Source organism: Hafnia alvei, from assembly GCF_964063325.1.
In the GTDB taxonomy this organism is placed as follows: domain Bacteria; phylum Pseudomonadota; class Gammaproteobacteria; order Enterobacterales; family Enterobacteriaceae; genus Hafnia; species Hafnia alvei_B.
Genome location: NZ_OZ061315.1, coordinates 4,560,602 through 4,585,882 on the forward strand (window position 1 = coordinate 4,560,602; position 25,281 = coordinate 4,585,882).

Consider the following 25,281-nt stretch of genomic DNA (forward strand, 5'->3'; position numbering starts at 1 on the left):
TATTAATCCTCACGGGCAAAAAGTGCCTCAATAAAATCGTCGGCCTTGAATGGCCGTAAATCTTCGATACCTTCACCAACCCCGATATAGCGGATCGGAATGCCAAACTGATCGGCCACGGCGAAGATCACCCCGCCTTTAGCGGTGCCATCCAGCTTGGTTAATGTAATACCGGTCAGGCCGACCGCTTCGTTAAACAATTTTGCCTGACTCACCGCATTTTGTCCGGTGCTGGCATCAATCGTCAGCATAACCTCATGTGGCGCATCTTCGTCCAACTTTTTCATTACGCGAACGATTTTCTTCAGCTCTTCCATCAAGTGCGATTTGTTCTGCAAGCGTCCTGCGGTATCTGCCAGTAACACGTCGATATTACGTGCTTTGGCGGCTTGAATCGCATCAAAGATGACGGAAGCAGAATCGGCACCGGTATGCTGTGCAACCACGGGAATATTGTTTCGCTCACCCCAAACCTGCAGCTGTTCAACCGCCGCCGCACGGAAGGTATCGCCCGCCGCGAGCATCACAGATTTGCCTTCGGCTTGGAACTGGCGAGCCAGCTTACCAATCGTGGTGGTTTTGCCCACGCCGTTAACGCCAACCATCAAGATAACAAACGGCGTATGGCCGCTGACGTCTAGAGGTTTATCAACGGTGCTTAGAATCTCACCCATCTCTTCTTTCAGTTTGCCATACAGCGACTCAGCATCTTTGAGCTCTTTGCGGCTAGCATGTTCAGTCAGAGATTTGATAATTTTATTGGTGGTTTCAACGCCAACGTCGGCAATCAGCAGCTGTTCTTCCAGCTCTTCAAACAGATCGTCGTCGATTTTCTTACCACGGAACAAGCCGAAAAATCCGGAACCCAGATTTTGTTTGGTTTTCAGCAGGCTGCGCTTAAGTCGAGCAAAGAACCCCTCTTTCGTTGGGCGTTCCTGTTCGTGCTGAACCACTGCCGCAGCTTCTGGTTGCGCGTCAGCTTGAGATTCATCCTCATCAGTTTCATCAACGTCTGTTTCGTCAGTATCAGCTTCATCAACGACGTTGGTATCCAGATCGACAACTTCTTCTGAGCGCGCAATCTCAGCGATTACGTCGATGGCTTCAGGCTCAGGCTCGGAAACGGATTCCCCCACCACCGGCTCATGTTTAATCGCATCATCCTCAGCGATTTCCTGCTCAACCAGCTCTTCGATGTACGGCTCATCAATAACCGGTTCTTGATGAACATGCGGATGTGCCGCTTCAGTCAGCGTAATCACTTGTTCGGCAAACACTTCCGCATCATGTTCGAGATGCTCACCGCCGTGGTGATTATCGTGCTTGTTCACCAGCGGTTCACCGATGACTTCCGGCGCCATGACCTCTTCGTGATGCGCCTGAGTAAGCTCTACAATTTGCTCAGCAAAAACCTCAGCACCTTGCGCATCGGGACGATGCTCGTGGCTTGACGCTAAATGCTCCGTCGTTTCAACCAGTTCATCAGCCAATACTTTGGCTGGCGCTTCACGCTGGGCATGCTGCTCCGCCAACGGCAGATTTTCAGCGGCATTTTCTGGTGCAACGGTGGCATCCCATTCGCCGGGAGTCTCCACGGAAGCCGCATAGTCAGATTCACGCTCAGGCAGTTTGTCATCCAGCGATTCTGACGTAGTTGTCTGCTCTGATGGCGCATCAGCTTGATGTTGTTCTGTTTCTTCTACCACTGGTGGCGTTTGTTGTTCGTCTTCTTGCGCCTTTTCCGGCTGCTCTTCCTGACGCCCAAACCCTAACCAGGAGAAAAAACCACGTTTTTTATCTTTTGCCATAGTGCGACGACTCTCCCGCCTGAAATTCAAAATTGTTGATAAACTGCAATTGAACAAGTTTATCACTTAACCCCTTATCGCAACATGCATGCGGATGGGTTTCAAGTGGCATTTCCATCAATAAACGGTTACCTTGCACGGCAACAATGAAGATTGGCCTGTTATGGCACCGTCTAATACAGCAACCCAAACAAAAAATACCGCATTCATGGCAAAAAAACCTGCATCCCAATCCAGCGGACAAATCCGCATCATTGGCGGCCTATGGCGTGGCCGAAAACTTCCCGTCCCAGATAGCCCCGGCCTGCGCCCCACCACGGATCGCGTGCGTGAAACGCTGTTTAACTGGCTGGCTCCCGAGCTGAATGGTGCTCGCTGTCTCGATTGTTTTGCCGGCAGCGGTGCTTTGGGCTTTGAAGCCGTTTCTCGCTATGCCGAGCACGCTACGCTGCTTGAAGCCGACCGCACGGTTGCTGCCCAGCTCAAAAAAAATGTCGCGCTGATTGATACCGATAAAATCACGGTGCAAAACACCGATGCGCTAAAATGGCTATCACAGCCGGGTACACCCTATCAGGTGGTTTTTCTCGATCCTCCCTTTAGAAAAGGGCTATTGTCAGAAACGATTACGCTGCTAGAAGCGCAGGGTTGGCTCGCGGATGAAGCCTTTATTTACGTTGAGGCCGAAGCGGAAAGTGCAGCTGCAGACGTGCCCGCAAACTGGGCATTACACCGCGAAAAAGTCGCGGGTCAGGTCGCTTATCGTTTATATACGCGCAGCGCGTCATAATTCGAGGAAATCATAATGGGAATTAATATTGGCCGCTTACTCATGCTGTGCGTGTGGGGATTTATGCTGGTCAACATCATCCATCCTTACACCCGCCCGCTGAATATCTTTATGAACGTGGCGCTGGTGTTTATGGTGTTGATGCACGGTTTACAGGTCACGATGCTGAAAACTACGTTAACCAAAGACCAGCCGAAGATCGGCAAATGGCAGGAAGTACGGATTTTCCTGTTTGGCGTTTTTGAGCTGCTGGCTTGGCAGAAAAAGAATACTCCGCCGAAGAAATAACGAATGGCTGGAGAGTCCTCCCCAACAGGGGAGGTTTGGCTATTGCGCCTGTTGTTCAAAGCTCACGAAGCGCGTGCCCTGCGTGCTGAGCGTACCACGCGCACCTTTATCTATCTGGTGATAGGTTTTTTCAGGTACGACAAATTTCAGCTCACTTCCCCCCATTATTGGCTGGAAATAAACCTCATAACGCATATCTTCCCCCGCGATCACTTCACGCTGGCGTGAACGCCGATTGGGCGCAGGAAACTCACGCTTAGCGCTCACTTCAACCTGTTGAGTGCTTAACGGTGCGGCATCGTTAATCGCATTTTGACGGCGTTGCTGCATGAAACGTTGGGCCGCAAATACCACGATAACAGCAACGATCACGACAAATATCAGCGGTGGCTTACTCATGGTTTTTTGCCGGGAAGATAAGGGAAAGCGGTGACATTATCGCCTAAATCAGAGATCCGCGCACTGCCGCGTTCGGTAACGGCATCAATGCGAATAACGGCCTGAATAGGGATGTAACTACGCTCTACGCCAGAGAATTCGTTCTTCAACTTTTCCTCTGAGGGATCGACCAGCACGGCGCTTTGGGTATCAAAAATAAAATCGGCGATTTCGAGAAAACCAAACAGATTGCTTTGCACCATTTCACGCACGTAAATCTGATAGTTTTTGCCGTTGTTCATAAACTGAATTCGGTATAAAGGCGCTTGACCAGACATGACGTTCCTCATCACTGCCAATGGGCAATTTTCAATTCAATAACTTTTTCGCTACCACAACGCCTGCTCGGCAGCATATGCGCTATGGATACAGCGGGTTAACATAACATGAAGTTGTTTACACTTCATCCGCACCGATAGCAGGTAAAGTCATTGTCGTCGCCAGCCGTGATCCCCTACACTCAGAAGATAAGTGACTATCTATTTATTCTTATTCTTGATGCAACGTTAGCATCATAAGAATCAGAAAATTAACCTGCTAATTAAAAAAGGATAAATGATGAGTTGGGCTTTTCTTGCAGTCTTATTTTCTGGTTGGCTATTTGTTGATGCCAGCTATCGTGGCCCGCGCTGGCAACGTTGGGTCTTCAAACCCGTCACCATGCTGTTGCTGCTTTTGCTGGCATGGAGCGCACCCAATATTCAGGCCAGCGGCTATCTAATTCTACTTGGCCTGCTCGCCACGCTTGCCGCCGATGCCCTGTTATTATTGCCACGCGAGCGCATGCTGTACGCCATCGGTGCGTTTTTCTTATCACACCTTCTGTACACCATCAGCTTCGCCAGTGCCTTAACGGTATCGTTTTATCTGCCCATGCTGGCTGTGTTAATCGTTATCGGAATTATTCTGATCGCCACCATTTGGACGCGCTTAGAAGATATGCGCTGGCCAGTGGTGACCTATATTGCGATGACGCTGTTGATGGTGTGGATGGCGGGCGATCAATACTTTGCTCGCGGCACCGATTATGGTTTCTCACTGTTGGTGGGGGCATCGCTGTTGCTGCTGTCGAACGTGGTATGGCTGGTCAATCGCTATCGCTTCACTTTCCGCGCTGCTGACGCCATTATCGCCGCCAGCTATTTTGCAGGTCATTTCCTGATTGTGCGTTCGTTGTATCTGTAAGATCCGCTGATAATCGCCAGATAAATATAGAAACGGGGCCATTCGCCCCGTTCGCCTATTTATCACGCGAGAAACTAGACTTTCGCCGCCGCGAGATATTTCGCCATCTCATCTGCTGGCACCATGCCTCCACCCGTTGCCCATACCAAGTGAGTCGCATTTTGCATTTTCTGTGCGTCTAACCCGTGGCTCTGCAGATATTGAGCATTCCCACAAACTCGTGCCGCTCCCGGCATTCCCGCCAGCGCCGAAGGTTCTAGCTGAATACCTTGCTGCTGGTTTAGAAGCCCTAACAGGTTATACATTTCCTGATCGCTTAAGGTATATAAACCATCAAGCAGGCGCTCCATCGCTCGCCCAACAAAGCCGGATGCACGGCCAACGGCTAAACCATCGGCTGCAGTGATATTGTCGATCCCAATATCCTGAACTGAAATTTCATCATGCAGACCCGTATGAATACCCAGAAGCATGCACGGTGAATGAGTGGGCTCCGCAAAGAAGCAATGCACGTTATCGCCAAAGGCTAGTTTCAGACCAAATGCCACTCCGCCGGGGCCACCACCCACGCCGCACGGCAGATAAACAAACAGCGGATGTTCGGCATTAACGTGAATATTCATTTGGCTAAACTGTTGGCGTAAACGCCCACCGGCAACGGCATAACCTAAAAATAGCGTGCGTGAATTTTCGTCATCAATAAAGAAACAATGGGGATCTGATTCCGCCTCTTTGCGTCCTTGAGCAACCGCCACGCCATAATCCTGCGTATACTCCACCACATTCACGCCGTGCTCACGCAGTTTTTGCTTTTTCCACGCCCGCGCATCAGCCGACATATGCACACTAACGCTGAAGCCAAGTTTGGCGCTCATAATGCCGATCGACATGCCTAGATTACCGGTAGAGCCCACCGCAATGCTGTATTGGCTAAAGAATTGGCGAAACTTATCAGAGTACAGAACGCTATAGTCATCTTCTTCTGACAGCATTCCCGCTTCAATGGCCAGTTTTTCAGCGTGGGTAAGCACTTCATAAATCCCACCACGTGCTTTGATCGACCCAGAGATAGGCAAATGACTGTCTTTTTTCAGCATCAGTTGGCCAGCAATTTTTTGCTGATGGCGCTGTTCCAGCGCAGCCTGCATCTCAGGAATCGCAACAACTTCAGACTCAATAATACCGTGCGTTTTTTGCGTTTCTGGGAACGCTAAGCAAAGGTAAGGGGCAAATCGCTGAAGGCGCGCCTCCGCCTGCGTAACGTCATCCTGCGTCAAACCAACGTAAGGAAGCCCCTCCGCCAACGTGGTGGTGTTCGGGTTAAACCACGTAACTTCATCTAAGTTAATCAGCTGTTTAACCAATGGATATTGTTCAACCAAATGTTCAATTTCAAACGTATTCATAAATAGTATCTTCTCGATTAAACGATATAAGAGAGTAGGAAAGTCGTACCTAAAGCGATCAGCGACGCGATGAAAGTCGCCACTGTGTAATATTTAAATGTCTCACTCAGCGTTGCACCACAGTATTGCTTAACCAGCCAAAACAGGGAGTCGGTGACGATGGTGCAACCAATCGCGCCAGAGCCAATGGCTAGCGTGATAATTTCAGGGCTCACGTTGGGATAGAGCGGCAATACCGGCGCAACAATCGCCGTGGCGCCCATCATGGCCACCGTGGCAGAACCCACTGCGGCATGAAGAATGATCGCCACCAGCCAAGCCAGCAAAATCGGATGCATATGCATATTGGAGAGCAGCACGGCCAACGTATCAGCAAGGCCACTGGCTTTAAGAATGCCGTTAAATGCGCCACCTGCACCAATAATCAGCAAAATGTTAGCAATTGAAGAGAAACCATCTTCCGTTTTGCTCAGCAGTTTACCCATGCTCATATGCTGGCGGATGCCTAATACGTAATAGGCAACGAAGGCGGCGATAAACATCGCAGTAATCGGATTGCCAATAAATTCAAAGAAGTTATACAGCGCTGAACCCTTGGTCATATTGAGTTCGGCCGCCGTCTTGATCAGCATCAGCACAATCGGCAGCAACACGGTAAATAACGTGGCACCCAGCGATGGTAGATCCTCTTCTCGGCGCACTTCCAGCTCAGAAAACGCGGCGGGGACTTGTTTAAACGGAAGGCGATGACCGACAAACTTCAAAAATAACGGGCCGCCGATCAGCGAAGCCACCAGCCCCACCAACAGACCATATACAATGACGGTACCAATATCTGCCCCTAACGCATTCGTCACATACAATGCCGCCGGATGCGGAGGGACAACGCAATGTACCGCCATTAGCGCCGTACACAGCGGGATCGCCAACTTCAGCAAAGAAGTATTGGTCTTTTTAGCAATTGAAAATGCCAGAGGGATCAGCAACACCACGCCCACTTCCACAAACAGCGTAATACCACAAACCAAGCCAACTAAAACCATAATGACGTCTGGCGATAGCCAACGGCATTTTTGCAACGTAATGCCGATACGCTCAGCGGCACCGGAAACCTCCATCATTTTGCCCAGAATAGTTCCCAGGCCAATCACGGCGGCTAAAAAGCCTAGCGTTCCACCAATCCCACCTTCAATGGCATTCACCATTTCCAACGGGTTCATTCCCATTAATACGCCAACATAAAAACTAGCCAGCAGTAATGCCAAGAATGGGTGAATCTTAAATTTAACGATGGTTAATATAATTATTATGATGCTTGTTAATAGCGTCCCGACGACCCAAATTTGCGAGCTCATGGCCAACCTCACCCTTTAATAAATCACCTGACTATTGGATAAGAAGCGAGCATCGCTGACAAACGATCAAATTCATCCTTCACATGAGCTAAATTGAATCAAATGGGTGATATTGGTCAAAATAGGTAGAAATTATCGCGATTGAGTCACATTAACTCATCTGTATGGCCGCTAAAATGCTCTGCCGGGATATGCTGATGCTCTGTCCAAACGAGGTCTCATGTTCGAGCATTCAAAATATATCGCACGTAACAAACTGCTAAATGGCTATCAGCTATCAAAGCTCTATACCTTTGAAGTTGCGGCCAGACATGAGTCTTTTGCGCTTGCGGCTGAAGAGTTATCGATAAGCCCTAGCGCCGTTAGCCATCGAATCAATCAGCTTGAAGAAGAGTTGGGGTTTAAGTTATTCCAGCGATTTCATCGCCGAATTGCATTAACCCCTGAAGGCGAGCGGGTATTTTGGGCGCTAAAATCCTCTCTCAGCTATCTCAACCAAGAAATTCTTGAGATAAAAAGCCAAGAGCTGTCGGGAACGCTGACGGTCTATTCTCGCCCATCAATCGCACAATGTTGGCTAGTGCCAAAACTGGCTGATTTTGCTAAACAATATCCGGCGATCAGCTTAAACATTTTAACCGGCAACGAGATGGTTAATTTCAACGGCGCGGGAATCGATCTGGCGATTTATTTTGATGATAAACCTCCCGAAACCTTGTCATGCCAACACCTGATGAATGAATCAATGATACCGGTGTGTAGTCCAGAATATGCCAAACAGCACGATCTAATAGGAAAGCCATTTAATTTACGCCAGAGCACGCTGCTGCACGATCGTCAGGCATGGAGTTACGACTCCAACGAAAGTGAATGGCACTCATGGGCACGCAATTTTAACGTTGATATCGCTGAAGATCAGCGAAGTATGGGGTTTGATCGTTCCGATCTGGCGGTGATCGCTGCCATGAATCATGTAGGGATCGCGATGGGGCGTAAAAATCTGGTGAATAAGCGGCTGGAAAGCAAAGAGTTGATTGCGCCCTTCCCAGAGTTTGAAATGCAGTGCGAGCAACGCTACTACATTTCAACCCTTTCTGAGCGTCAGTGGCCGAAGATCAACGTTTTCATTCAATGGCTTAAAACGATGGCTGGCAATACTGAGGGTTAAATACTAGGGGCTAAACCCCGAGCAATCTTCGATTCATATCTTCAATTTTGCCGTTGAGAACCCGCATTTGAAGCGTTTTGCTCCAGCTGGCTGAGAGCCCGGCCGCGCTCATCAGGCGGCGATACTCTTCTTCATCAAACGGCATGTGGAAGCAGATGGAGATCGCTTCTGCCACGCTGATATCGCTGTTACGTGACACAAGTTCCAGCGGCTGATCTTCGCTTACCATGCCTTCGCCAACAATACGATACAGCCAGCCGCAGCGGCCAGTTTGTTGCATTTGCACAGAGAATTCATCGATATCCATGTGATAGTTGAGTTTATAGCACGGCGAACGCGGTTGAGTAATCTGAATCAGCGCCTCTCCCCAACGGTAGATATCGCCGATAAAAACATTCTCTTCGGTCATCCCTTCAGTGGAAATATTTTCGCCTAAGGCCGGAGCGCAAAATTGCTCAGCCTGCTGCGGATACTGTCGTTGCCAAAACTGATAATGCTCACGTGGATACTGACATAGCGCACGATCGGGGCCACCATGGACTTTCTTCTCTGCCTGTTCATCACCTTCCAACCCAAGGCGGTTAAGCATCACACCCCCGGAAATTTGGCGCTTGCCAATTGCACTCGGCTTGCTGCCTTCATAAGGAATGATGGTACCGGTGTAAATCGTTGGATAGTGCATGCAGGGCTCCCAAAAGCAGATTCATCAAGAAAATGGCAATACCCTTACTATACCGTTCCCATGGAGTTTAAAAACAAAAAAAGCGTGGGTTTCCCCACGCTCCGATCGCAGCTGTCTCACTATGGACGATGACTACAGCCGATTACTTTTTCGCTTCAGTAAAACGTTTTGCCGCTTCGTCCCAGTTCACCACGCTCCAGAACGCTTTGATGTAGTCTGGACGACGGTTCTGATATTTCAGGTAGTAAGCATGTTCCCAAACGTCCAGACCCGCAATTGGGTAACCGGAAGCACCGGAAACTGCTTCGCCCATCAGCGGGCTATCTTGGTTTGCAGTAGAAACCACGGCCAGTTTGCCGTCTGCTTTCAGCACCAGCCACGCCCAGCCGGAGCCAAAGCGCGTTGCAGCTGCTTTTTCAAATTCTTCTTTAAATTTATCGACGCTGCCGAAATCGCGTTCGATAGCCGCTTTCAGATCGCCTTTCAGCTCAGTACCAAGCTTCAAACCTTTCCAGAAGAAGCTATGGTTTGCATGACCGCCTGCGTTGTTACGCAGCACAGTGCGCTTTTCAGCAGGGACTTTATCAAGCTGAGCAATCAGTTCTTCTGCGGTTAATTTAGCTAATTCGGGCAGAGACTCCAGCGCGGCGTTCGCGTTGTTGACGTAGGCCTGATGGTGCTTGCTGTGATGGATTTCCATCGTTTGCTTATCGAAGTGAGGCTCTAATGCGTCGTAGGCATAAGGTAGGGATGGCAGGGTATAGCTCATATTCATCTTCTCCAGATTTCAAAGGAGCAAAACATCCGCTCCGGTTAAGCAGTCTGGTCATTATAGTTAATTAAATGATATTGAAAATGATTATCAATCGCTTATAAGCGGTAAGGATATGATAAAAACTGGCAGAAAAAGAGCTCATATTCAGCCCTAGCAAGGCTCTCAGCCCGATGTTTGCATTTAATTTTGGCACCATCGTTAATATCAATAGCTGCGATTGCCAGTGCCAATGACCCCATGATGTGGTGGTAACGAGTTAAAAGTGAGCAAAAAACTGTGACTTCTTTTGCAACTCTTAACAGCTATCTTAAACATTGTGCATTTGCACAATGTTTACCGGTATCCGCCTCGGTATGCTCGGAAGATTCTACTTAACATACACGGAGCGCAGCATGGCGACCTATCATCTCGATACCCGACTTGCTCAGGATATCGTGGACCGCACCATGAAAATCATCGATAGCAACGTTAACGTCATGGATGCACGAGGCAGAATAATAGGCAGTGGTGCTCAAGAACGCATTGGTGAATTGCACGAAGGTGCATTGTTGGCGATATCGCAGGAAAGAATTGTCGATATTGATGAAAATATGACCCGCCATCTGCACGGCGTTCGCCCCGGCGTGAATCTTCCTTTGCATTTCGATGGTGAAATTGTTGGCGTCATTGGGCTCACCGGCGATCCCTCTGAGCTGAGGCGGTATGGTGAACTGGTGTGTATGACCGCAGAAATGATGCTGGAGCAAGCGCATCTGATGCACATGCTGGCACAAGACACTCGCCTGCGCGAAGAGTTAGTGCTTAACCTTATTCGCGCCGAAAAGCTCTCTCCCGCGCTTCAGGAATGGGCTCAGCGCCTAGGGATAGACCTCAATCAGCCACGCGTGGTGGTAGTGGTGGAAGTGGATAGCGGCCAGCTTGGCGTTGACAGCGCCATCGTCGATCTTCAGCAACTCCAAACATTACTGACGACGGCAGAACACGATAATCTCGCGGCAATTGTGTCACTCAATCAGATGGTGGTTCTCAGACCTGCATTTAGCTCGCTCGGGCGCTGGGAGCCAGAAAGTCAGCGCAACCAAATTAATCTTTTGCTCAAAAAATTAGCCAAAAATAGCCAGTTGAAAATCAGAATCGCATTGGGCAACTACTTCCCAGATGAAAGCGGTATTGCGCGCTCATACCGCACGGCCTACACCACCATGATGGTGGGCAAGCAGCGCACGCCAGAACAGCGCAGCTATTTTTATCAAGACCTGATCCTGCCGGTTTTACTCGACAGCCTGCGTGGCGGATGGCAAGCCAAAGAGCTGATTCGCCCACTGTCACGGCTACGAGCAATCGATAGCAATGGCGTGCTAAGAAAAACGCTTTCCATATGGTTTATGAATAACGTTCAGCCAAGCGCAACCGCCAAGGCCCTGTTTATTCATCGCAACACCCTAGAATATCGCTTACACCGCATCTCTGAGCTTACGGGGCTCGATCTCAATAACTTTGACGATCGCTTGCTGATTTATATCTCATTACAGCTAGATAGCGGCTTCCTTTACCCTGCTGGCGATGCGGATTCAATTAGCCATCTTCCCCAAGCAGGGCAATAAAAAAAGAGCAATACGATCAACGTATTGCTCTTTCATGGGCTTATGTCTCTAAAGCTTATTACACGCGCGCAATCTTCAGCAGCCTGCCGATATTTTCGCAGGTTCTTTCAACATTGGAGCAGCCATTCTTGAGCAACGCATCAATGTTTTCAGCGCCTGGTACGATACCAAAAATGGCATCAATACCTTCGCTATAAAGCTCACTTACGCCTTCACCGATATAGCCAGCCAGTGCAATAACCGGTACTCCCTGTGATTTAGCCGCCTGAGCCACACCATAAGGCGTTTTGCCAAACTTGGTTTGGAAGTCGATGCCACCTTCGCCGGTAAAGCAATAATCGGCGCCCGCAAGCTTTTCACTTAAGCCAGAATATTGAGTCACGATATCAATGCCACGCGCCATTTTGCAGTGGGTAAATGCCATCAAACCGGCACCCAAGCCTCCTGCAGCGCCCGCCCCCGGCACGTCTTTCACTTTACGTCCCAGCTGTGAATCGATCACATCAGCATAGTGCGCCAGCGCGCTATCCAGAATCGCCACGGTTTCTGGCGTGGCGCCTTTTTGTGGGCCAAACGTTTTTGATGCGCCCGTATCGCCACACAGCGGATTTGTCACGTCGCTGGCAACCAAAAACTCGACGTCAGCAAGCCGAGGATCAATACCATCCAGATCGATTTTGCACAGCGAACCTAACGCTCCACCGCCCGCAGGTAGAGGTGAACCGTTTTTATCTAAGAAGCGCACCCCAAGCGCAGCAGCCATGCCCGCCCCGCCGTCATTAGTGGCGCTGCCGCCGATGCCCAGAATGATCTTTTTAATTCCTTTATCGAGACAGGCTTTAATCAGTTCGCCGGTTCCGTAGGTCGTCGCCGCTAGCGGATTTTTGGTTTCTTTGGTGGTGAACTGAATGCCGCTCGCCGACGCCATTTCGATAACCGCCGTTTGCTGGCTCCAAATAATCCCGAACTGTGCATCAACAGGTGAACCGAGCGGCCCCGTCACCCTTTGGTGATAGATTTCACCATCGGTGGCATCGATCAACGATTGAACCGTTCCCTCACCGCCGTCAGCCATCGGAACATGGATGAACTCAGCGTCAGGGAATGCGACTTTGAGCCCTGCTTCCATTGCCTTGCATACTTCTTTGGCGGTCATGCTTTCTTTAAACGAATCTGGAGCCAAAACAAACTTCATTCTTTTCATAGTTATTCCCTTAAATGAATCCATACATAATTGTTGCCACAATCGTCATTGTTCCGCCCACCATCGCCTCATAAGGGATTAACGCCATACGCTGTCTAATCGACATATGCATGCTGTCAGCGGTGACATGGAAATAGTTACCTTGTGGTAAGGAGTCAATGACGGTAGCACCCGTATGAACCATCACCGCAGAGGCCAATGGAGATAGCCCTACCTGCGAAATAGCGGTACCGAAAGTACCTGTTGCTAAAATAACGCCGGTCGACGTTGACGCCGTTGCGGCAGCCATGAGGATCCCTGATATTGGCGCTAAGAAAGTGCCTGAAATGCCTGAAATATCGATTAGTTTAACAACTTCCATTGAAAGGTTTGACGCACCAATTAGCCCGGCAATGGCACCTGCACCAATCAGAATTAATACCGTTGCCGTCATTTTTTCAACGCCGGATGTCGTATAGGAAATAATTTTATTTTTTTGCCCCATCGCTATCATGCCAACAATACCGGCAAACGGCAGAACATATAATGCATCAAGCTTAAAGTGAGATAATGCTTCAATATTAAGAATAGAACCAATCGGGTTAACCATCAGTAATACAATCGCAATCACCGGCGTAATAATGGCTTTACTTAATGGTGGTCTTTTTTGATCGTCATCGTCTGTTTTAGAGGAGATTAAATTAGCTTCTTTATCCGTTACCATCACCCCACGATGTTTAATCATCGAAGCAACAATAACGGTCATCGCGAGACCAAAGAGCGCTGGAATAAAGCCACCAATCATCACGTCACTTAGGCTGAGATGAAAACCATTTGCTGCGGCTATGGTGTTTGGGTTTGGAGAGATAATATTCCCAGCCTTACCGCCGCCGGAGAGCGCCAGCAACAGCGCCAGCTTTGAGATCCCCATTTTATTGCCGACTTCCAATGCAATAGGCGCCACGATAAGCACGGCAACAGGGATAAAGACGCCAACGGCGGTGATTACCATCGTTGCTAGGGCAAGCGCAAGAATCGCTTTCTTCTCCCCCATTTTTTTGACGATAGCCTGCGCAATCGTACCCGCCGCGCCCGACTGCATCATCACGCCCGCTAACACACCCGCAGCTAATACGCGAATAACCGTACCCATCACGCTTTGAGTACCGGTAATAATAATGCTTATAGTTTTACTTAAATCAGCGCCACCAATTAAACAACCAACAATTGCGCCGAAAAATAATGAATATACCGGATTGAATTTCTTTAGAATAAGAAATATTGCAACGAACAGCCCTATTAGGGCGCCATACCAACTCAGTAGGTCTTCCATTTTTATTCCCCAAGATGTTCTATTTTTTACCCTAGATAATTCGAGTTGTAGGAAGGCGGAAAGTGAGCGAATCCTCAGGAGCTTACTCAAGTAAGTGACTGAGGTGAACGAGCGTAGCCAACGCACATACAACTTGAAGTATCACGGGTATATATATGTATTTTATAAGAGTAATATTCACCAATATATTGGTGCTTTAATAGTAAGGGATTAATCAAACCGAAGGTATGTGCTATTGCCTAGAAGATAGAGAGCAAAAGTTTTATTTTTTGGATAAGTGCACAACGCAAAGTGACGGCGATCGTACTTTTGGCCTATTATGAGAAAAAATGCATCCTCAGCGTTTTCTAAACCCACCTAAGCAAGAACTCAAAAGACAGCAAAATAGCGATAGTTAACATACGAGACTACAGTCACACAAATAGCATCGATTAATCTGCCCAATCCTGTAAAAAATAACGATAGCTAAAATCATCAAGCAGGCTTATGTCCTTATCTCGGCGTTGATAGTTTTGCAGTTCGCGCAAACGCCCTCTTTTCTTTCGGGTAGATTTAGCCCGTAGTGCTCGATGGTTACCTGTGCACGTCTCTGATGGTTTGAATCAACTGCCACAGAAGGCTCAATAGCGCCGGTACGGTAATCGAGCATAAAATAGCCATCAAATTGATAGGCAATATCGTCGGCAATGAGCAAGTCAGGATCAAACCGCTCTCGTTTTTGGATCTGGCATTGATCGCAACAAGGGTAAAGATTTTCCCATTTATAGGCCAAATCTGGATAAAGGCTTTTAGGTTTAAAATGTTCAATGGTCTTGCGACTTTGTTCGCCGATTCCACCACCGTCACAAAACGCACAATGGCCGACATTCATTGCAAATAATATGCCTAGTGTCGTGTCATATTTAAAACCCGCATACCAATCAAACTTATGCTTAGGGTTATTTTCTTTGGCTTGACGGTGTTGAACAGTGAGCGATTCCCAACATAAGGCTAAGTAGTCTGGGCACTCACTGCGGATAAATTTATACATATTTTTGCTCTTAACCTTTCTGAGCCAACCGTGTTATTTGACGCAGCTCCATGCTCACGATGGTTGCAACTTCAGACCCTTTGTCGCTTAGTTCCGCCGCCAACGCAACGAGCTGGCTATCATCTTGCAGATCGGATAAATAGGCCTTTTTTAGCTGATAGAATTGTTCAAGCAACGCTTCAGTTTCAACGTCAAACTGCTCTTCAATGCCAAACACCTCATCTAAAATCAGCTGATAGCTTTTACCTGCGGCAGACGGCGTTGGCTTTATCACCTCTGCCGATGCAGGGTCTCTACAAACCGTTCTTTGGGGATCTGGCAGGCGGTAAACAAAGGCATCCTCAACGGAGCCCACTACAAAAGGTGAATGAGTTGAGACAAACACTTGTGCATTCGGTAACAGTTTTTGAATGGCAGGAAGGATTCGGCGCTGCCATTTAGGGTGCAGGTGAATATCAACTTCGTCGAGGAACAAGATAATAGGCTGGGAAAAAATATCGCGATTTTCTTGCCAAGGAATAGATTCGAGGCGGAGAGCTAGATCAGCAACCCAGCCTATAATTGATTTCAGTCCATCAGGAAGAACATCAAAATGTACATTCGTCCCATTAATATTAAGCGAAATCGCAAATGGTTTACGCTCAAGACGAAAACGAATATCTAAATCGCATACATCAAAAATAAATTTGCTAATCCGATCTAAAGACACATCATATAATTTAGCGTCTTCCAGGTCGTTATCTTGCCGTGCAAGAGCTGCATACGTTCTATTATTTGCAATCCATTGAGCTAATACTTTAGGACGAACAGTATTATTAAACGATAAAGCATTTTCAAAAGGATCATTCACTGCCTGCTCTATCCCATTGGAAAGAGATAAAACGAATAAATCCGCAAGCTTACATTGCCCTGAATAAGCAAAAGCAGAAAATTTCGCTGAGTGTGATTTGAATTTAACATATTCCCTTATGCTCTCAGGAATTATATTTCCAATATAAAGATCAGATTTAATTCGCCCGCTTTTTCCTGAAAATTTAAAAGTTATATTGCTCTCACTCTTCGTAAGTCTCGCTGCTATCAGGGGATTATTATCGGGCTCCTCAGCAAACACCGCCGCCAACGCATACAGCAGCGTACTTTTCCCGCAGCCGTTTGGGCCGGTAAAAATATGGATTTCCGCTTTCTCAGCGTCTTTTTCCTCGCTCTTGATCTGCGGAAAATCAAAATGGGTATGCTCAAACACGCCAACATCGCGCAGTGTTATGCTTTCCAATCGGTATTGTTGACGCATCTAATGTTCCTTGCCGTGTTTGAGTGTAAAACGCAGCCTATTTTATACAGCAATTGTTTTCAAAGCACCGCTCTAGCGTGACTTCTGCGCAGCGCTTCGCAAACTACCGCAGCCGCTGCGGATGGGTAAATACCGTCCCACGACCCGGCTTGCTAAAGCCAACCAGCGTGAGATTGCATTTTTCGGCAACATCGATCGCCAGCGTAGTGGCTGCCGAAACGGCAAACAAAATTTCAACGCCGCACATCGCCGCTTTTTGTACCATTTCATAGCTTGCTCGGCTGGAAACCAGTACTGCACCTTGCGTCCACGGCTGTCTGGCGCGCATGCCCAACAATTTATCAAGCGCCACATGGCGGCCAATATCCTCGCAGCCTCCGAGCAATTCACCTTGCGGATCAATCCACGCCGCAGCATGAGTACAGCCGGTGAGATCGCCGATTTGTTGCACGCTACGCAGCTGACGCAATGCCTGATCCAGATTTTGTAGATCAAACGTTTGGGTGAACGGTAACGGCTCTAGCGGACGAACGACGTCGGTGATCTGCTCAACGCCACACACGCCACAGCCAGTGCGCCCAGCCATCGAACGTCGACGCTCTTTGAGCGCCATAAAACAGCGGCTTGAAAGCTCAATTTGCACTTCCACTCCATTACAGGCAGCCACAACGTCCATACCGTAGATATCCTGCGGGGTACGAATAATGCCTTCTGAAAGCGAAAATCCTAGCGCAAAAGCCTCAAAATCCTTCGGCGACGCCATCATCACCACGTGAGAGATGCCGTTGTACACCAGCGCAACAGGGACTTCCTCCGCCACCCAGTCTGGCTGAGAAGTGTGCAGCTGCCCACGTTGTTGCACTATGGTCTGGCGAACGCCATTAACTGGATTATTATTTAAAAAACTCATCTTATTCACGTCTTTGATACCTACCTGTAACAACCACAGGATTCATGTGGTAGTATTTAAGCACAAAGCGACTCCGCTCGCCGCTAAGAGTGAGCAAGTCGGTTAAGTTCTTATGACTCTAAACCTGCCACACCGAAAAAGTCATGCGCGGGTTTAACGATGAATTTGCAAACAAACAAATAAAACACACTTTTTGAAGCAATGTGATAGGAAGGAGATCACCATGCAGGTCAGCAGAAGACAGTTCTTTAAGATCTGCGCTGGCGGTATGGCAGGCACCACGGCGGCGGCGCTGGGCTTTGCTCCAGCGGTAGCGCTCGCGGAAACTCGGCAGTACAAACTGTTGCGAGCACGCGAAACCCGTAATACCTGTACATACTGTTCTGTCGGCTGTGGGTTGTTGATGTACAGCCTCGGCGACGGCGCAAAAAACGCAAAAGAAAGCATTTTCCACATTGAAGGGGATCCGGATCATCCGGTAAACCGTGGCGCTCTGTGCCCGAAAGGCGCAGGTCTGGTGGATTTCATCCACAGTGAATCTCGTCTGAAATACCCTGAATACCGTGCTCCCGGCTCTGACAAATGGCAACGCCTCACTTGGGACGATGCTTTTGAGCGCATCGCCAAGCTGATGAAAGCCGACCGTGACGCCAATTTTATCCCGACCAACGATCAGGGAACCACGGTTAACCGCTGGCTCTCAACCGGTATGCTCTGCGCCTCTGCATCGAGCAACGAAACTGGTTTATTAACCCAAAAATTTAGTCGCGCCCTCGGCATGCTTGCCGTGGATAACCAAGCGCGCGTCTGACACGGACCAACGGTAGCAAGTCTTGCTCCAACATTTGGTCGCGGTGCGATGACAAACCATTGGGTTGATATTAAAAACGCCAACCTGATCGTCGTTATGGGTGGCAACGCCGCCGAAGCGCATCCCGTAGGGTTCCGCTGGGCGATGGAAGCCAAGATCCATAACAAAGCCAAGCTGATCGTTATCGATCCACGCTTTACCCGAACTGCCTCGGTGGCAGACTTTTACACGCCGATCCGCTCCGGTACCGACATTGCCTTCCTGTCGGGCGTATTGCTGTATCTGATAACCAATAACAAAATTAACGCTGAATACGTTAAGAACTACACCAACGCCAGCCTGTTGGTGCGCGAAGACTATGCTTTCGACGACGGTTTATTCAGTGGCTATAACGAAGAAAAACGTACCTACGACAAAACCACCTGGAACTATCAGCTCGACGAAAACGGCTTCGCCAAACGCGATGACACACTGCAAGATCCCCGCTGTGTGTGGAATATGCTGCGTGAACACGTCAGCCGCTATACGCCAGAAGTGGTGGAAAACGTCTGCGGCACGCCAAAAGCCGATTTCCTCACCGTTTGCGAATATATCGCTGAAACCAGCGCCGCTGATAAAACAGCCTCGTTCCTATACGCCTTGGGCTGGACCCAGCACTCCGTTGGTGCGCAAAACATTCGCACCATGGCAATGATTCAGCTGCTGTTGGGCAACATGGGCATGGCCGGCGGTGGCGTTAACGCCCTGCGCGGTCACTCCAATATCCAAGGCCTAACCGACTTAGGATTGCTGTCCACCAGCCTGCCGGGCTATCTCAATTTGCCATCAGAAAAACAGGCCGATCTGCAAACCTATCTCGCAGCGACAACGCCAAAACCAACGTTACCGGGTCAGGTGAACTACTGGGGCAATACGCCTAAGTTCTTCGTTAGCCTGATGAAATCTTTCTACGGTGATAAAGCGCAGAAAGAAAACAACTGGGGCTTTGATTGGCTGCCGAAGTGGGACAAAGGCTACGACGTTCTGCAGTATTTCGAGATGATGTCGCAGGGCAAAGTGAATGGCTATCTATGCCAAGGCTTTAACCCCGTGGCCTCGTTCCCGAACAAAAACAAAGTGGTGAAATCACTCTCCAAGCTAAAATTCTTGGTAACGATTGATCCTCTGAATACGGAAACCTCGACGTTCTGGCAAAACCATGACGAATTCAACGACGTTGATCCGTCACAGATCCAGACCGAAGTCTTCCGCTTGCCTTCAACCTGCTTCGCCGAAGAAAACGGTTCGATCGTGAACTCTGGCCGCTGGCTGCAATGGCACTGGAAAGGAGCTGACGCCCCGGGTGAAGCGTTAAATGACGGTGAAATTTTGGCCGGTATTTTCCTTCGTCTGCGTGAAATGTATGCCAAAGACGGCGGCGCCGTGCCTGAGCAAGTGCTTAACATGACGTGGGATTACCTCACGCCAGAAAATCCTGCGCCGGAAGAAGTGGCAAGGGAGAGCAACGGTAAAGCGCTGGCTGATTTGGTTGACCCAGCCACCGGTGCCGTTCTGGTGAAAAAAGGTCAACAGCTTAGTTCCTTTGCTCAGCTGCGTGACGACGGCACCACCTCAAGCGGCTGCTGGATCTTCGCCGGAAGCTGGACGCCAGAAGGTAACCAGATGGCGCGCCGTGACAATAGCGATCCGTCCGGTTTAGGCAATACTTTAGGTTGGGCATGGGCATGGCCGCTGAACCGCCGCATTCTGTATAACCGCGCTTCAGCCGATCCGTCGGGTAAACCGTGGGATCCAAAACGTCAGTTGCTGGAGTGGGACGGCGCAAAATGGTCAGGCATTGATATTCCTGACTACAGCACCGCCGCGCCAAACAGCGGCGTCGGCCCGTTCATCATGCAGCCGGAAGGCATGGGACGCCTGTTTGCGATTGATAAAATGGCTGAGGGCCCGTTCCCTGAACACTACGAACCGTTTGAAACGCCGCTGGGAACCAACCCACTGCATCCAAACGTGGTGTCTAACCCTGCTGCTCGCGTGTTTAAAGACGATCTGGCTGCCATGGGCAAAGCCGATAAGTTCCCCTACGTGGGTACCACTTATCGCCTGACCGAGCATTTCCACTACTGGACTAAACATGCCCTGCTGAACGCCATTCTTCAGCCTGAGCAGTTTGTCGAAATCGGTGAAACGCTGGCAGAGAAAAAAGGCATCAAGCATGGCGATACCGTGAAAGTCAGCTCCAACCGTGGCTACATCAAAGCCAAAGCGGTGGTGACCAAACGTATCCGCACGCTGAAGGTGGATGGCAAAGATATCGATACCATCGGTATTCCAATCCACTGGGGCTACCAAGGCGTGGCGAAGAAAGGCTTTATCGCCAACACCCTGACACCGTTTGTCGGTGATGCCAACACGCAAACGCCAGAGTTCAAGGCGTTCCTGGTCAATGTGGAAAAGGTGTAACGGAGACGCATTATGGCTTATCAATCTCAGGACATAATCCGGCGCTCTGCCACCAATTCCCTGACGCCGCCTCCCGAGGCGCGTAACCATCAGGAAGAAGTGGCAAAGCTGATCGATGTGACCACCTGTATAGGCTGCAAAGCCTGTCAGGTGGGCTGTTCCGAATGGAACGACATCCGTGATGAAGTCGGTCATAACGTCGGGGTGTACGATAACCCCGCCGATTTAACCGCTAAATCTTGGACGGTGATGCGTTTTTCCGAAGTTGAGGAAAACGGCAAGCTGGAATGGCTTATCCGCAAAGATGGCTGCATGCACTGCGCCGATCCGGGCTGCCTAAAAGCCTGCCCATCGGAAGGCGCAATCATTCAGTATGCTAACGGCATTGTTGATTTCCAGTCAGAGCACTGCATCGGCTGTGGTTACTGCATCGCGGGCTGCCCGTTTGATGTACCGCGCATGAACAAAGAAGATAACCGGGTGTACAAATGCACCCTGTGCGTCGACCGCGTTACCGTGGGACAAGAGCCCGCCTGCGTGAAAACCTGCCCAACCGGCGCCATTCATTTTGGCACCAAGGAAGCGATGAAGAACCTTGCCGCCGAGCGCGTTGCCGAGCTGCAAACCCGCGGCTTTGCCAATGCAGGACTGTACGACCCTGCTGGCGTCGGCGGTACTCACGTGATGTACGTACTGCACCACGCCGACAAGCCAGAGCTTTACCACGGCCTGCCGAAAGATCCAACCATCAGCCCAACCGTGCAGTTTTGGAAAGGCGTTTGGAAACCGCTGGCCGCCATTGGCTTTGCTGCCACCTTTGCCGCCAGTATCTTCCACTACGTTGGCGTTGGCCCTAACCGCGTTCACGACGAGGAAGAAGACGAGGTGGATGGCAAAGTCGACGATATCCCGCCAGATACCGAACCGCACGATAAGGAGGAGCGCAAATGAAGAAGGAAAAGCCGATTCAGCGCTACTCAGCGCCAGAGCGGATTAACCACTGGGTGGTGGCGTTCTGCTTTATTGTGGTGTCCATCAGCGGCTTGGGGTTCTTTTTCCCCTCGTTTAACTGGCTGATGAATGTCTTTGGCACGCCGCAGCTCGCACGCATCCTGCACCCCTTCTTTGGCGTGGTGATGTTCGCTTCGTTCCTGATCATGTTCTTCCGCTATTGGAAACATAACCTGATCAACCGCGAAGACATCACATGGGCAAAAAACATTCATAAGATCGCGATGAATGAAGAAGTGGGTGATACCGGTCGCTATAACTTTGGACAGAAGTGTGTGTTCTGGGCCGCCATCGGCAGCCTGCTCCTTCTTTTGGCCAGCGGCATCGTGATTTGGCGCCCTTATTTCGCCGATGCGTTCTCCATTCCAGTGATCCGTTTGGCGCTGATGGTGCATTCATTCGCCGCAGTACTGCTGATTATTGTTATCATGGTACATATCTATGCGGCACTGTGGGTGAAAGGTACGATCACCGCGATGGTCGAAGGCTGGGTACCTGCTGCATGGGCCAAAAAACATCATCCGCGCTGGTATCGAGAAGTGAAAGCCAAAGAACAAGAGCGGAAGTAACCTTATCTCCTCTATACGCCAGCGTCGTTTTGAGCAGGCATCTCCCCCTGATAAGGGGGAGAGCGAGAGGAGGTCTTAACACTGGATCAATTTCATGAGCATTAAAATCGTCCCGAAAGAACAGCTAGGTGCAGAACGCGAAAAATCAGGTGGTTTAGACAATATTCCTCCCGTGCTTTTTGCTAACCTTAAGAGCCTCTATTCCCGCCGCGCGGAACGTCTGCGTCAACTTGCGGAAAATAATCCTCTGGGCGACTACCTGAATTTTGCAGCGGCGATTGCTGATGCTCAGCAAAAAGCATTGCACGACAATCCATTAACCATCGATTTAACCCAAACGCTAACCAACGCTGCCGCCATGGGCAAACCGCCTCTGGACACGAGTATTTTCCCACGCACTCATCACTGGCATACCCTGTTGCAGGCGCTGATTGCCGAACTGATGCCCGATGCACCAGAGCATGTTCAGCCGGTGCTGGAGAACCTCTCTAAAACATCTGACTCCGAGCTGGAAATCATGGCGAAGGATCTGTTTGCGGGTAACTACGGCGTCGTCGGCAGCGATAAAGCCCCGTTCATCTGGGCCGCGCTGTCTTTATATTGGGCGCAAATGGCAACCCAAATTCCAGGCAAAGCCAAAGCTGAATATGGTGAACATCGCCAATTCTGTCCCGTATGCGGCAGCATGCCAGTAGCCAGCGTCATTCACATGGGCACCACCAACGGCTTACGCTATCTGCACTGCAACCTGTGCGAAAGCGAATGGCACGTGGTACGCGTGAAATGCACCAACTGCGAACAAACGCGCGACCTGAATTACTGGTCACTCGACAGCGAAAATGCCGCCGTTAAAGCAGAAAGCTGTGGGGATTGCGGAACTTACCTGAAAATGGTTTATCAGGAAAAAGATCCGAAAGTTGAGCCTGTGGCCGACGACTTAGCAACGCTAGTGCTCGATGCAAAAATGGAAGAAGAAGGCTTCGGGCGCAGCAGCATCAACCCGTTCCTGTTCCCAGGGGAATAAACCCCACCCGTTCTATTTCTTCATAAAAAAACCCGCCGATCTATGGCGGGTTTTTTGTTGCAGGGGGAGCACTATTGATACTTCCCCAAGTTAAAAATCAGCTCTCTAAATACATCTTCCGCAGATAATGCGGTACCGCATCGTCAACGTTGCTGCCGATCACTTCCAGATTTGGCAACGCGTCTTTCAGGCGCTGATGGGAGTCGCGCATGATGCAGCCTTTGCCCGCCATCGACAGCATTTCCATGTCGTTCATGCCGTCGCCAAATGCGATGCAGTCTTTAAGCGTATAGCCCAAGAGTTTCGCTACATATTCCAGCGCGTGGCCTTTTGATACGCCACCCGCCATCACTTCCAAACAGGTTGGCAGTGAGAAACTGACGTTTACACGGTCGCCCCAGCGCGCATTGATAGCTTCTTCCAACGGCAGCAGTTTTTCATGAGTGTCGCTGGTGAAGTAGACTTTACAGATGCCATCGGTGGGTAAAAATGCCGGCTCAAACAGCTGATAGTGGAAAACAGACTCTTGGAAAAACTCTTTCTGATCGGGGCTCTCACGGTTCATGAACCAGTCATCATTACGATAGACGTTGGTGAGAATATCTGGATCGTTATGCACGATGCTATAAAGATCGCGGGCAATATCTTCATCCACGTTATGGCTGAAAATCAGCTCACCCGCGGTGTTATGTACGCGCGCACCGTTTGACGTGATCATGAAAGCACTGATGCCTAAACTGTCTCTAACCTGTGCAATATCAATATGATGACGACCCGTGGCAAACACAAAATTTACCCCTAGCTGGGTCAGCTGTTGCAAAGTTTCACGGGCAAACGGAGTTAATGTATGAGCAGGTGACAGCAGAGTGCCGTCCATATCAGAAGCAACAATGTGATACATAAAGTTTGTTCTAACCTCAGCTGGGGTTGGCGGCAGTTTCTGCCGACGAATCGGAGTGAAGAGCGTAAAAATGCAAAATGGCATTTAACGCCTCAGTGCGCATTGCGTCCCGCTCAAACAGGATCTCGTGGCGTGCGCCCTTAATAATATGGGGAGCTCCACCGTAAGGTGGATTCCCCGCTTTCGTGAGTGACTGACAAAAAGCAAAATGCGATGCGTTGGCAACGACCCGATCATCACCCGCTTGTAATAACAGCAGCGGCGCGGTGATGTTTTCAGCGCTGGCGATGGCACGCTCTCCCGCCTGAATACTTTCGCGCACCCAGTGGTAAGTCGGCCCGCCGACCTGTAATTCAGGGTAATCAGCGTAATAGCGTAAAAAACGGCGATAGCGAACCCGACTATGGGTGAGTTCATTAACAATGAAAGGCAATGGACGCCAATGGCCGGTGCCTAATGCGTAATTATCCCGCATTTTCGGATAGCGTTCTGCCCAGTCCGCAATTCGCTTGGCAACCCATAACGGCATGGGCAATTTTATCCCCGTCATGGGGGCACACAGCGCGGCGGCGGTAACACCCTGCGGCTTGCGAGCCAAAAATAGTGCGAGAATCGCGCCGCCCATGGAGTGGGCCAACGCAAAACGCTGTTTGTAGGGTTTAGATAAAATTTCTTGCTGCCACAGAATATCTAAGTCATCGACATAATCATCGAAACGGACAACGTGTCCACGGTGATGATCTTCCAGCATTCGCCCTGATTTTCCCTGCCCGCGATGATCAATAATCACTACGTCATAGCCGCTGTGAAACAGATCGTAGGCGAGTTCAGGATATTTCATGTAGCTTTCGATGCGCCCTGGCGAAACCAGTACCACGCGGGAATGCTGTTTTGACGTAAAACGGACAAACCGAATCGAGACATCGTCCACGCCCATAAAAACGTCTTCCTGACGTTGTTGCCAGAAATCGAGTAATGGACCTGTGGTAAATGCCGCGAATTCGTTCTCGCGCTGCAACCAGCTTTGGTTCAGAGGAGGCATAGGAGCCGTTATTGTCCTTTGGTAATTTTGTGAGCAATCGCACAAGAAATAGCTGTTTCGTATTGTGGCATAAAAGCGCTCATTCAGGGAGTGATAACCATATTGTCGACTGAACGCGAACCTAAAAGGTGATTATTAGTTACGCACATGAATACATTCCCCCATATCGAATAAATTCACTTGCGCATCGTCACACATTTTGTAAGTTTGGTTA

General features: G+C 49.6%; 23 protein-coding genes. 9 read left to right on the forward strand and 14 right to left on the reverse strand.

Annotation, left to right across the window (positions count from 1 at the left end):
- Positions 1-2 precede the first annotated feature (2 nt).
- A complete protein-coding gene (gene ftsY, locus AB3Y96_RS21220; protein WP_367300151.1) occupies positions 3-1,808 on the reverse strand; it encodes a signal recognition particle-docking protein FtsY in 1,806 nt (601 codons plus the stop codon).
- Positions 1,809-2,016: 208 nt separating this feature from the next.
- Here ftsY and rsmD point away from each other — a divergent pair, with 208 nt between their 5' ends.
- Positions 2,017-2,598, forward strand: coding sequence for a 16S rRNA (guanine(966)-N(2))-methyltransferase (gene rsmD / locus AB3Y96_RS21225; protein ID WP_367300152.1), 582 nt, complete (start codon positions 2,017-2,019; stop codon positions 2,596-2,598).
- Between the two features lie 15 nt (positions 2,599-2,613).
- Complete coding sequence (locus tag AB3Y96_RS21230) at positions 2,614-2,886, forward strand: DUF1145 family protein (RefSeq protein WP_025799404.1); 273 nt, start codon at positions 2,614-2,616, stop codon at positions 2,884-2,886.
- Positions 2,887-2,925: 39 nt separating this feature from the next.
- Here AB3Y96_RS21230 and AB3Y96_RS21235 read toward each other — a convergent pair whose 3' ends face one another.
- On the reverse strand, positions 2,926-3,285 hold the full coding sequence (locus AB3Y96_RS21235; protein WP_040046457.1) for a DUF2500 domain-containing protein: 360 nt from the start codon (positions 3,283-3,285) through the stop codon (positions 2,926-2,928).
- Positions 3,282-3,602 (reverse strand): DUF1820 family protein, encoded by a 321-nt coding sequence (locus tag AB3Y96_RS21240; protein WP_367300153.1) that lies wholly within the window; start codon positions 3,600-3,602, stop codon positions 3,282-3,284. The genes AB3Y96_RS21235 and AB3Y96_RS21240 overlap by 4 nt, the downstream gene beginning before the upstream one ends.
- 280 nt (positions 3,603-3,882) lie before the next feature.
- Between AB3Y96_RS21240 and AB3Y96_RS21245 the strand changes: the two genes are divergently transcribed.
- Entirely contained in the window at positions 3,883-4,509 is a 627-nt protein-coding gene (locus AB3Y96_RS21245) for a lysoplasmalogenase (RefSeq protein ID WP_367300358.1), read from the forward strand.
- Positions 4,510-4,583: 74 nt separating this feature from the next.
- On the opposite strand, the gene AB3Y96_RS21250 is transcribed toward AB3Y96_RS21245, so the two are convergent.
- Both AB3Y96_RS21250 and dsdX read right to left on the reverse strand, forming a co-directional pair.
- Entirely contained in the window at positions 4,584-5,915 is a 1,332-nt protein-coding gene (locus AB3Y96_RS21250; protein ID WP_367300154.1) for a D-serine ammonia-lyase, read from the reverse strand.
- Positions 5,916-5,932: 17 nt separating this feature from the next.
- Complete coding sequence (gene dsdX, locus AB3Y96_RS21255) at positions 5,933-7,270, reverse strand: D-serine transporter DsdX (protein WP_072309372.1); 1,338 nt, start codon at positions 7,268-7,270, stop codon at positions 5,933-5,935.
- A 220-nt stretch (positions 7,271-7,490) separates the two neighbouring features.
- On the opposite strand from dsdX, the gene dsdC reads away from it, so the two are divergent.
- The gene (dsdC, locus tag AB3Y96_RS21260; RefSeq protein WP_072309483.1) at positions 7,491-8,438 is read left to right on the forward strand and encodes a DNA-binding transcriptional regulator DsdC; all 948 of its coding nucleotides are present in this window, start codon (positions 7,491-7,493) and stop codon (positions 8,436-8,438) included.
- Positions 8,439-8,448: 10 nt separating this feature from the next.
- On the opposite strand, the gene yiiM is transcribed toward dsdC, so the two are convergent.
- Positions 8,449-9,120, reverse strand: coding sequence for a 6-hydroxyaminopurine reductase (yiiM, locus tag AB3Y96_RS21265; protein WP_367300155.1), 672 nt, complete (start codon positions 9,118-9,120; stop codon positions 8,449-8,451).
- A gap of 142 nt (positions 9,121-9,262) precedes the next feature.
- Complete coding sequence (sodA, locus tag AB3Y96_RS21270; protein WP_130997921.1) at positions 9,263-9,889, reverse strand: superoxide dismutase [Mn]; 627 nt, start codon at positions 9,887-9,889, stop codon at positions 9,263-9,265.
- A 398-nt stretch (positions 9,890-10,287) separates the two neighbouring features.
- On the opposite strand from sodA, the gene AB3Y96_RS21275 reads away from it, so the two are divergent.
- Positions 10,288-11,499: a CdaR family transcriptional regulator gene (locus AB3Y96_RS21275; RefSeq protein WP_367300156.1), complete on the forward strand. Its 1,212-nt coding sequence runs from the start codon at positions 10,288-10,290 to the stop codon at positions 11,497-11,499.
- 58 nt (positions 11,500-11,557) lie between these two features.
- Here AB3Y96_RS21275 and AB3Y96_RS21280 read toward each other — a convergent pair whose 3' ends face one another.
- From AB3Y96_RS21280 to fdhD, 5 genes are all read right to left on the reverse strand, one after another.
- Positions 11,558-12,703 (reverse strand): glycerate kinase, encoded by a 1,146-nt coding sequence (locus tag AB3Y96_RS21280; protein WP_367300157.1) that lies wholly within the window; start codon positions 12,701-12,703, stop codon positions 11,558-11,560.
- 10 nt (positions 12,704-12,713) lie between these two features.
- Positions 12,714-14,015, reverse strand: a complete 1,302-nt coding sequence (locus AB3Y96_RS21285; RefSeq protein ID WP_072309368.1) for a GntP family permease — start codon at positions 14,013-14,015, stop codon at positions 12,714-12,716.
- Between the two features lie 484 nt (positions 14,016-14,499).
- Positions 14,500-15,045 carry a hypothetical protein gene (locus AB3Y96_RS21290; protein ID WP_367300158.1) on the reverse strand — a complete coding sequence of 182 codons (546 nt, stop codon included), beginning with the start codon at positions 15,043-15,045 and terminating at the stop codon, positions 14,500-14,502.
- Between the two features lie 10 nt (positions 15,046-15,055).
- Positions 15,056-16,336: an AAA family ATPase gene (locus AB3Y96_RS21295; protein ID WP_367300159.1), complete on the reverse strand. Its 1,281-nt coding sequence runs from the start codon at positions 16,334-16,336 to the stop codon at positions 15,056-15,058.
- Between the two features lie 103 nt (positions 16,337-16,439).
- Entirely contained in the window at positions 16,440-17,246 is an 807-nt protein-coding gene (fdhD, locus tag AB3Y96_RS21300) for a formate dehydrogenase accessory sulfurtransferase FdhD (protein ID WP_367300160.1), read from the reverse strand.
- Positions 17,247-17,469: 223 nt separating this feature from the next.
- On the opposite strand from fdhD, the gene fdnG reads away from it, so the two are divergent.
- The 4 genes from fdnG (at position 17,470) to fdhE (ending at position 23,124) form a co-directional block, all read left to right on the forward strand.
- Positions 17,470-20,520 carry a formate dehydrogenase-N subunit alpha gene (gene fdnG, locus AB3Y96_RS21305; RefSeq protein ID WP_147288298.1) on the forward strand — a complete coding sequence of 1,017 codons (3,051 nt, stop codon included), beginning with the start codon at positions 17,470-17,472 and terminating at the stop codon, positions 20,518-20,520.
- Between the two features lie 12 nt (positions 20,521-20,532).
- Positions 20,533-21,471, forward strand: a complete 939-nt coding sequence (gene fdxH / locus AB3Y96_RS21310; RefSeq protein WP_367300161.1) for a formate dehydrogenase subunit beta — start codon at positions 20,533-20,535, stop codon at positions 21,469-21,471.
- Complete coding sequence (gene fdoI / locus AB3Y96_RS21315; RefSeq protein WP_025799436.1) at positions 21,468-22,100, forward strand: formate dehydrogenase cytochrome b556 subunit; 633 nt, start codon at positions 21,468-21,470, stop codon at positions 22,098-22,100. The genes fdxH and fdoI overlap by 4 nt, the downstream gene beginning before the upstream one ends.
- 94 nt (positions 22,101-22,194) lie before the next feature.
- Complete coding sequence (gene fdhE, locus AB3Y96_RS21320; protein ID WP_025799437.1) at positions 22,195-23,124, forward strand: formate dehydrogenase accessory protein FdhE; 930 nt, start codon at positions 22,195-22,197, stop codon at positions 23,122-23,124.
- A gap of 97 nt (positions 23,125-23,221) precedes the next feature.
- Here the strand turns inward: fdhE and yigL are convergent, their stop codons facing one another.
- Together yigL and pldB are read right to left on the reverse strand one after the other, a co-directional pair.
- Positions 23,222-24,025 (reverse strand): sugar/pyridoxal phosphate phosphatase YigL, encoded by an 804-nt coding sequence (gene yigL / locus AB3Y96_RS21325; RefSeq protein WP_072309365.1) that lies wholly within the window; start codon positions 24,023-24,025, stop codon positions 23,222-23,224.
- 16 nt (positions 24,026-24,041) lie between these two features.
- Positions 24,042-25,067: a lysophospholipase L2 gene (pldB, locus tag AB3Y96_RS21330; protein ID WP_367300162.1), complete on the reverse strand. Its 1,026-nt coding sequence runs from the start codon at positions 25,065-25,067 to the stop codon at positions 24,042-24,044.
- Between the last annotated feature and the right edge of the window lie 214 nt (positions 25,068-25,281).

Coding starts and splice junctions, on each gene's coding strand:
- AB3Y96_RS21240 (WP_367300153.1), bottom strand. CDS start 3,602: ATGTCTGGTCAAGCGCCTTTATACCGAATTCAGTTTATGAACAACGGC.
- AB3Y96_RS21290 (WP_367300158.1), bottom strand. CDS start 15,045: ATGTATAAATTTATCCGCAGTGAGTGCCCAGACTACTTAGCCTTATGT.
- AB3Y96_RS21295 (WP_367300159.1), bottom strand. CDS start 16,336: ATGCGTCAACAATACCGATTGGAAAGCATAACACTGCGCGATGTTGGC.
- AB3Y96_RS21275 (WP_367300156.1), top strand. CDS start 10,288: ATGGCGACCTATCATCTCGATACCCGACTTGCTCAGGATATCGTGGAC.
- AB3Y96_RS21235 (WP_040046457.1), bottom strand. CDS start 3,285: ATGAGTAAGCCACCGCTGATATTTGTCGTGATCGTTGCTGTTATCGTG.
- sodA (WP_130997921.1), bottom strand. CDS start 9,889: ATGAGCTATACCCTGCCATCCCTACCTTATGCCTACGACGCATTAGAG.
- pldB (WP_367300162.1), bottom strand. CDS start 25,067: ATGCCTCCTCTGAACCAAAGCTGGTTGCAGCGCGAGAACGAATTCGCG.
- yigL (WP_072309365.1), bottom strand. CDS start 24,025: ATGTATCACATTGTTGCTTCTGATATGGACGGCACTCTGCTGTCACCT.
- fdxH (WP_367300161.1), top strand. CDS start 20,533: ATGGCTTATCAATCTCAGGACATAATCCGGCGCTCTGCCACCAATTCC.
- rsmD (WP_367300152.1), top strand. CDS start 2,017: ATGGCAAAAAAACCTGCATCCCAATCCAGCGGACAAATCCGCATCATT.
- fdhE (WP_025799437.1), top strand. CDS start 22,195: ATGAGCATTAAAATCGTCCCGAAAGAACAGCTAGGTGCAGAACGCGAA.
- fdhD (WP_367300160.1), bottom strand. CDS start 17,246: ATGAGTTTTTTAAATAATAATCCAGTTAATGGCGTTCGCCAGACCATA.
- ftsY (WP_367300151.1), bottom strand. CDS start 1,808: ATGGCAAAAGATAAAAAACGTGGTTTTTTCTCCTGGTTAGGGTTTGGG.
- fdoI (WP_025799436.1), top strand. CDS start 21,468: ATGAAGAAGGAAAAGCCGATTCAGCGCTACTCAGCGCCAGAGCGGATT.
- AB3Y96_RS21280 (WP_367300157.1), bottom strand. CDS start 12,703: ATGAAAAGAATGAAGTTTGTTTTGGCTCCAGATTCGTTTAAAGAAAGC.
- AB3Y96_RS21245 (WP_367300358.1), top strand. CDS start 3,883: ATGAGTTGGGCTTTTCTTGCAGTCTTATTTTCTGGTTGGCTATTTGTT.
- AB3Y96_RS21285 (WP_072309368.1), bottom strand. CDS start 14,015: ATGGAAGACCTACTGAGTTGGTATGGCGCCCTAATAGGGCTGTTCGTT.
- AB3Y96_RS21230 (WP_025799404.1), top strand. CDS start 2,614: ATGGGAATTAATATTGGCCGCTTACTCATGCTGTGCGTGTGGGGATTT.
- dsdC (WP_072309483.1), top strand. CDS start 7,491: ATGTTCGAGCATTCAAAATATATCGCACGTAACAAACTGCTAAATGGC.
- yiiM (WP_367300155.1), bottom strand. CDS start 9,120: ATGCACTATCCAACGATTTACACCGGTACCATCATTCCTTATGAAGGC.
- AB3Y96_RS21250 (WP_367300154.1), bottom strand. CDS start 5,915: ATGAATACGTTTGAAATTGAACATTTGGTTGAACAATATCCATTGGTT.
- dsdX (WP_072309372.1), bottom strand. CDS start 7,270: ATGAGCTCGCAAATTTGGGTCGTCGGGACGCTATTAACAAGCATCATA.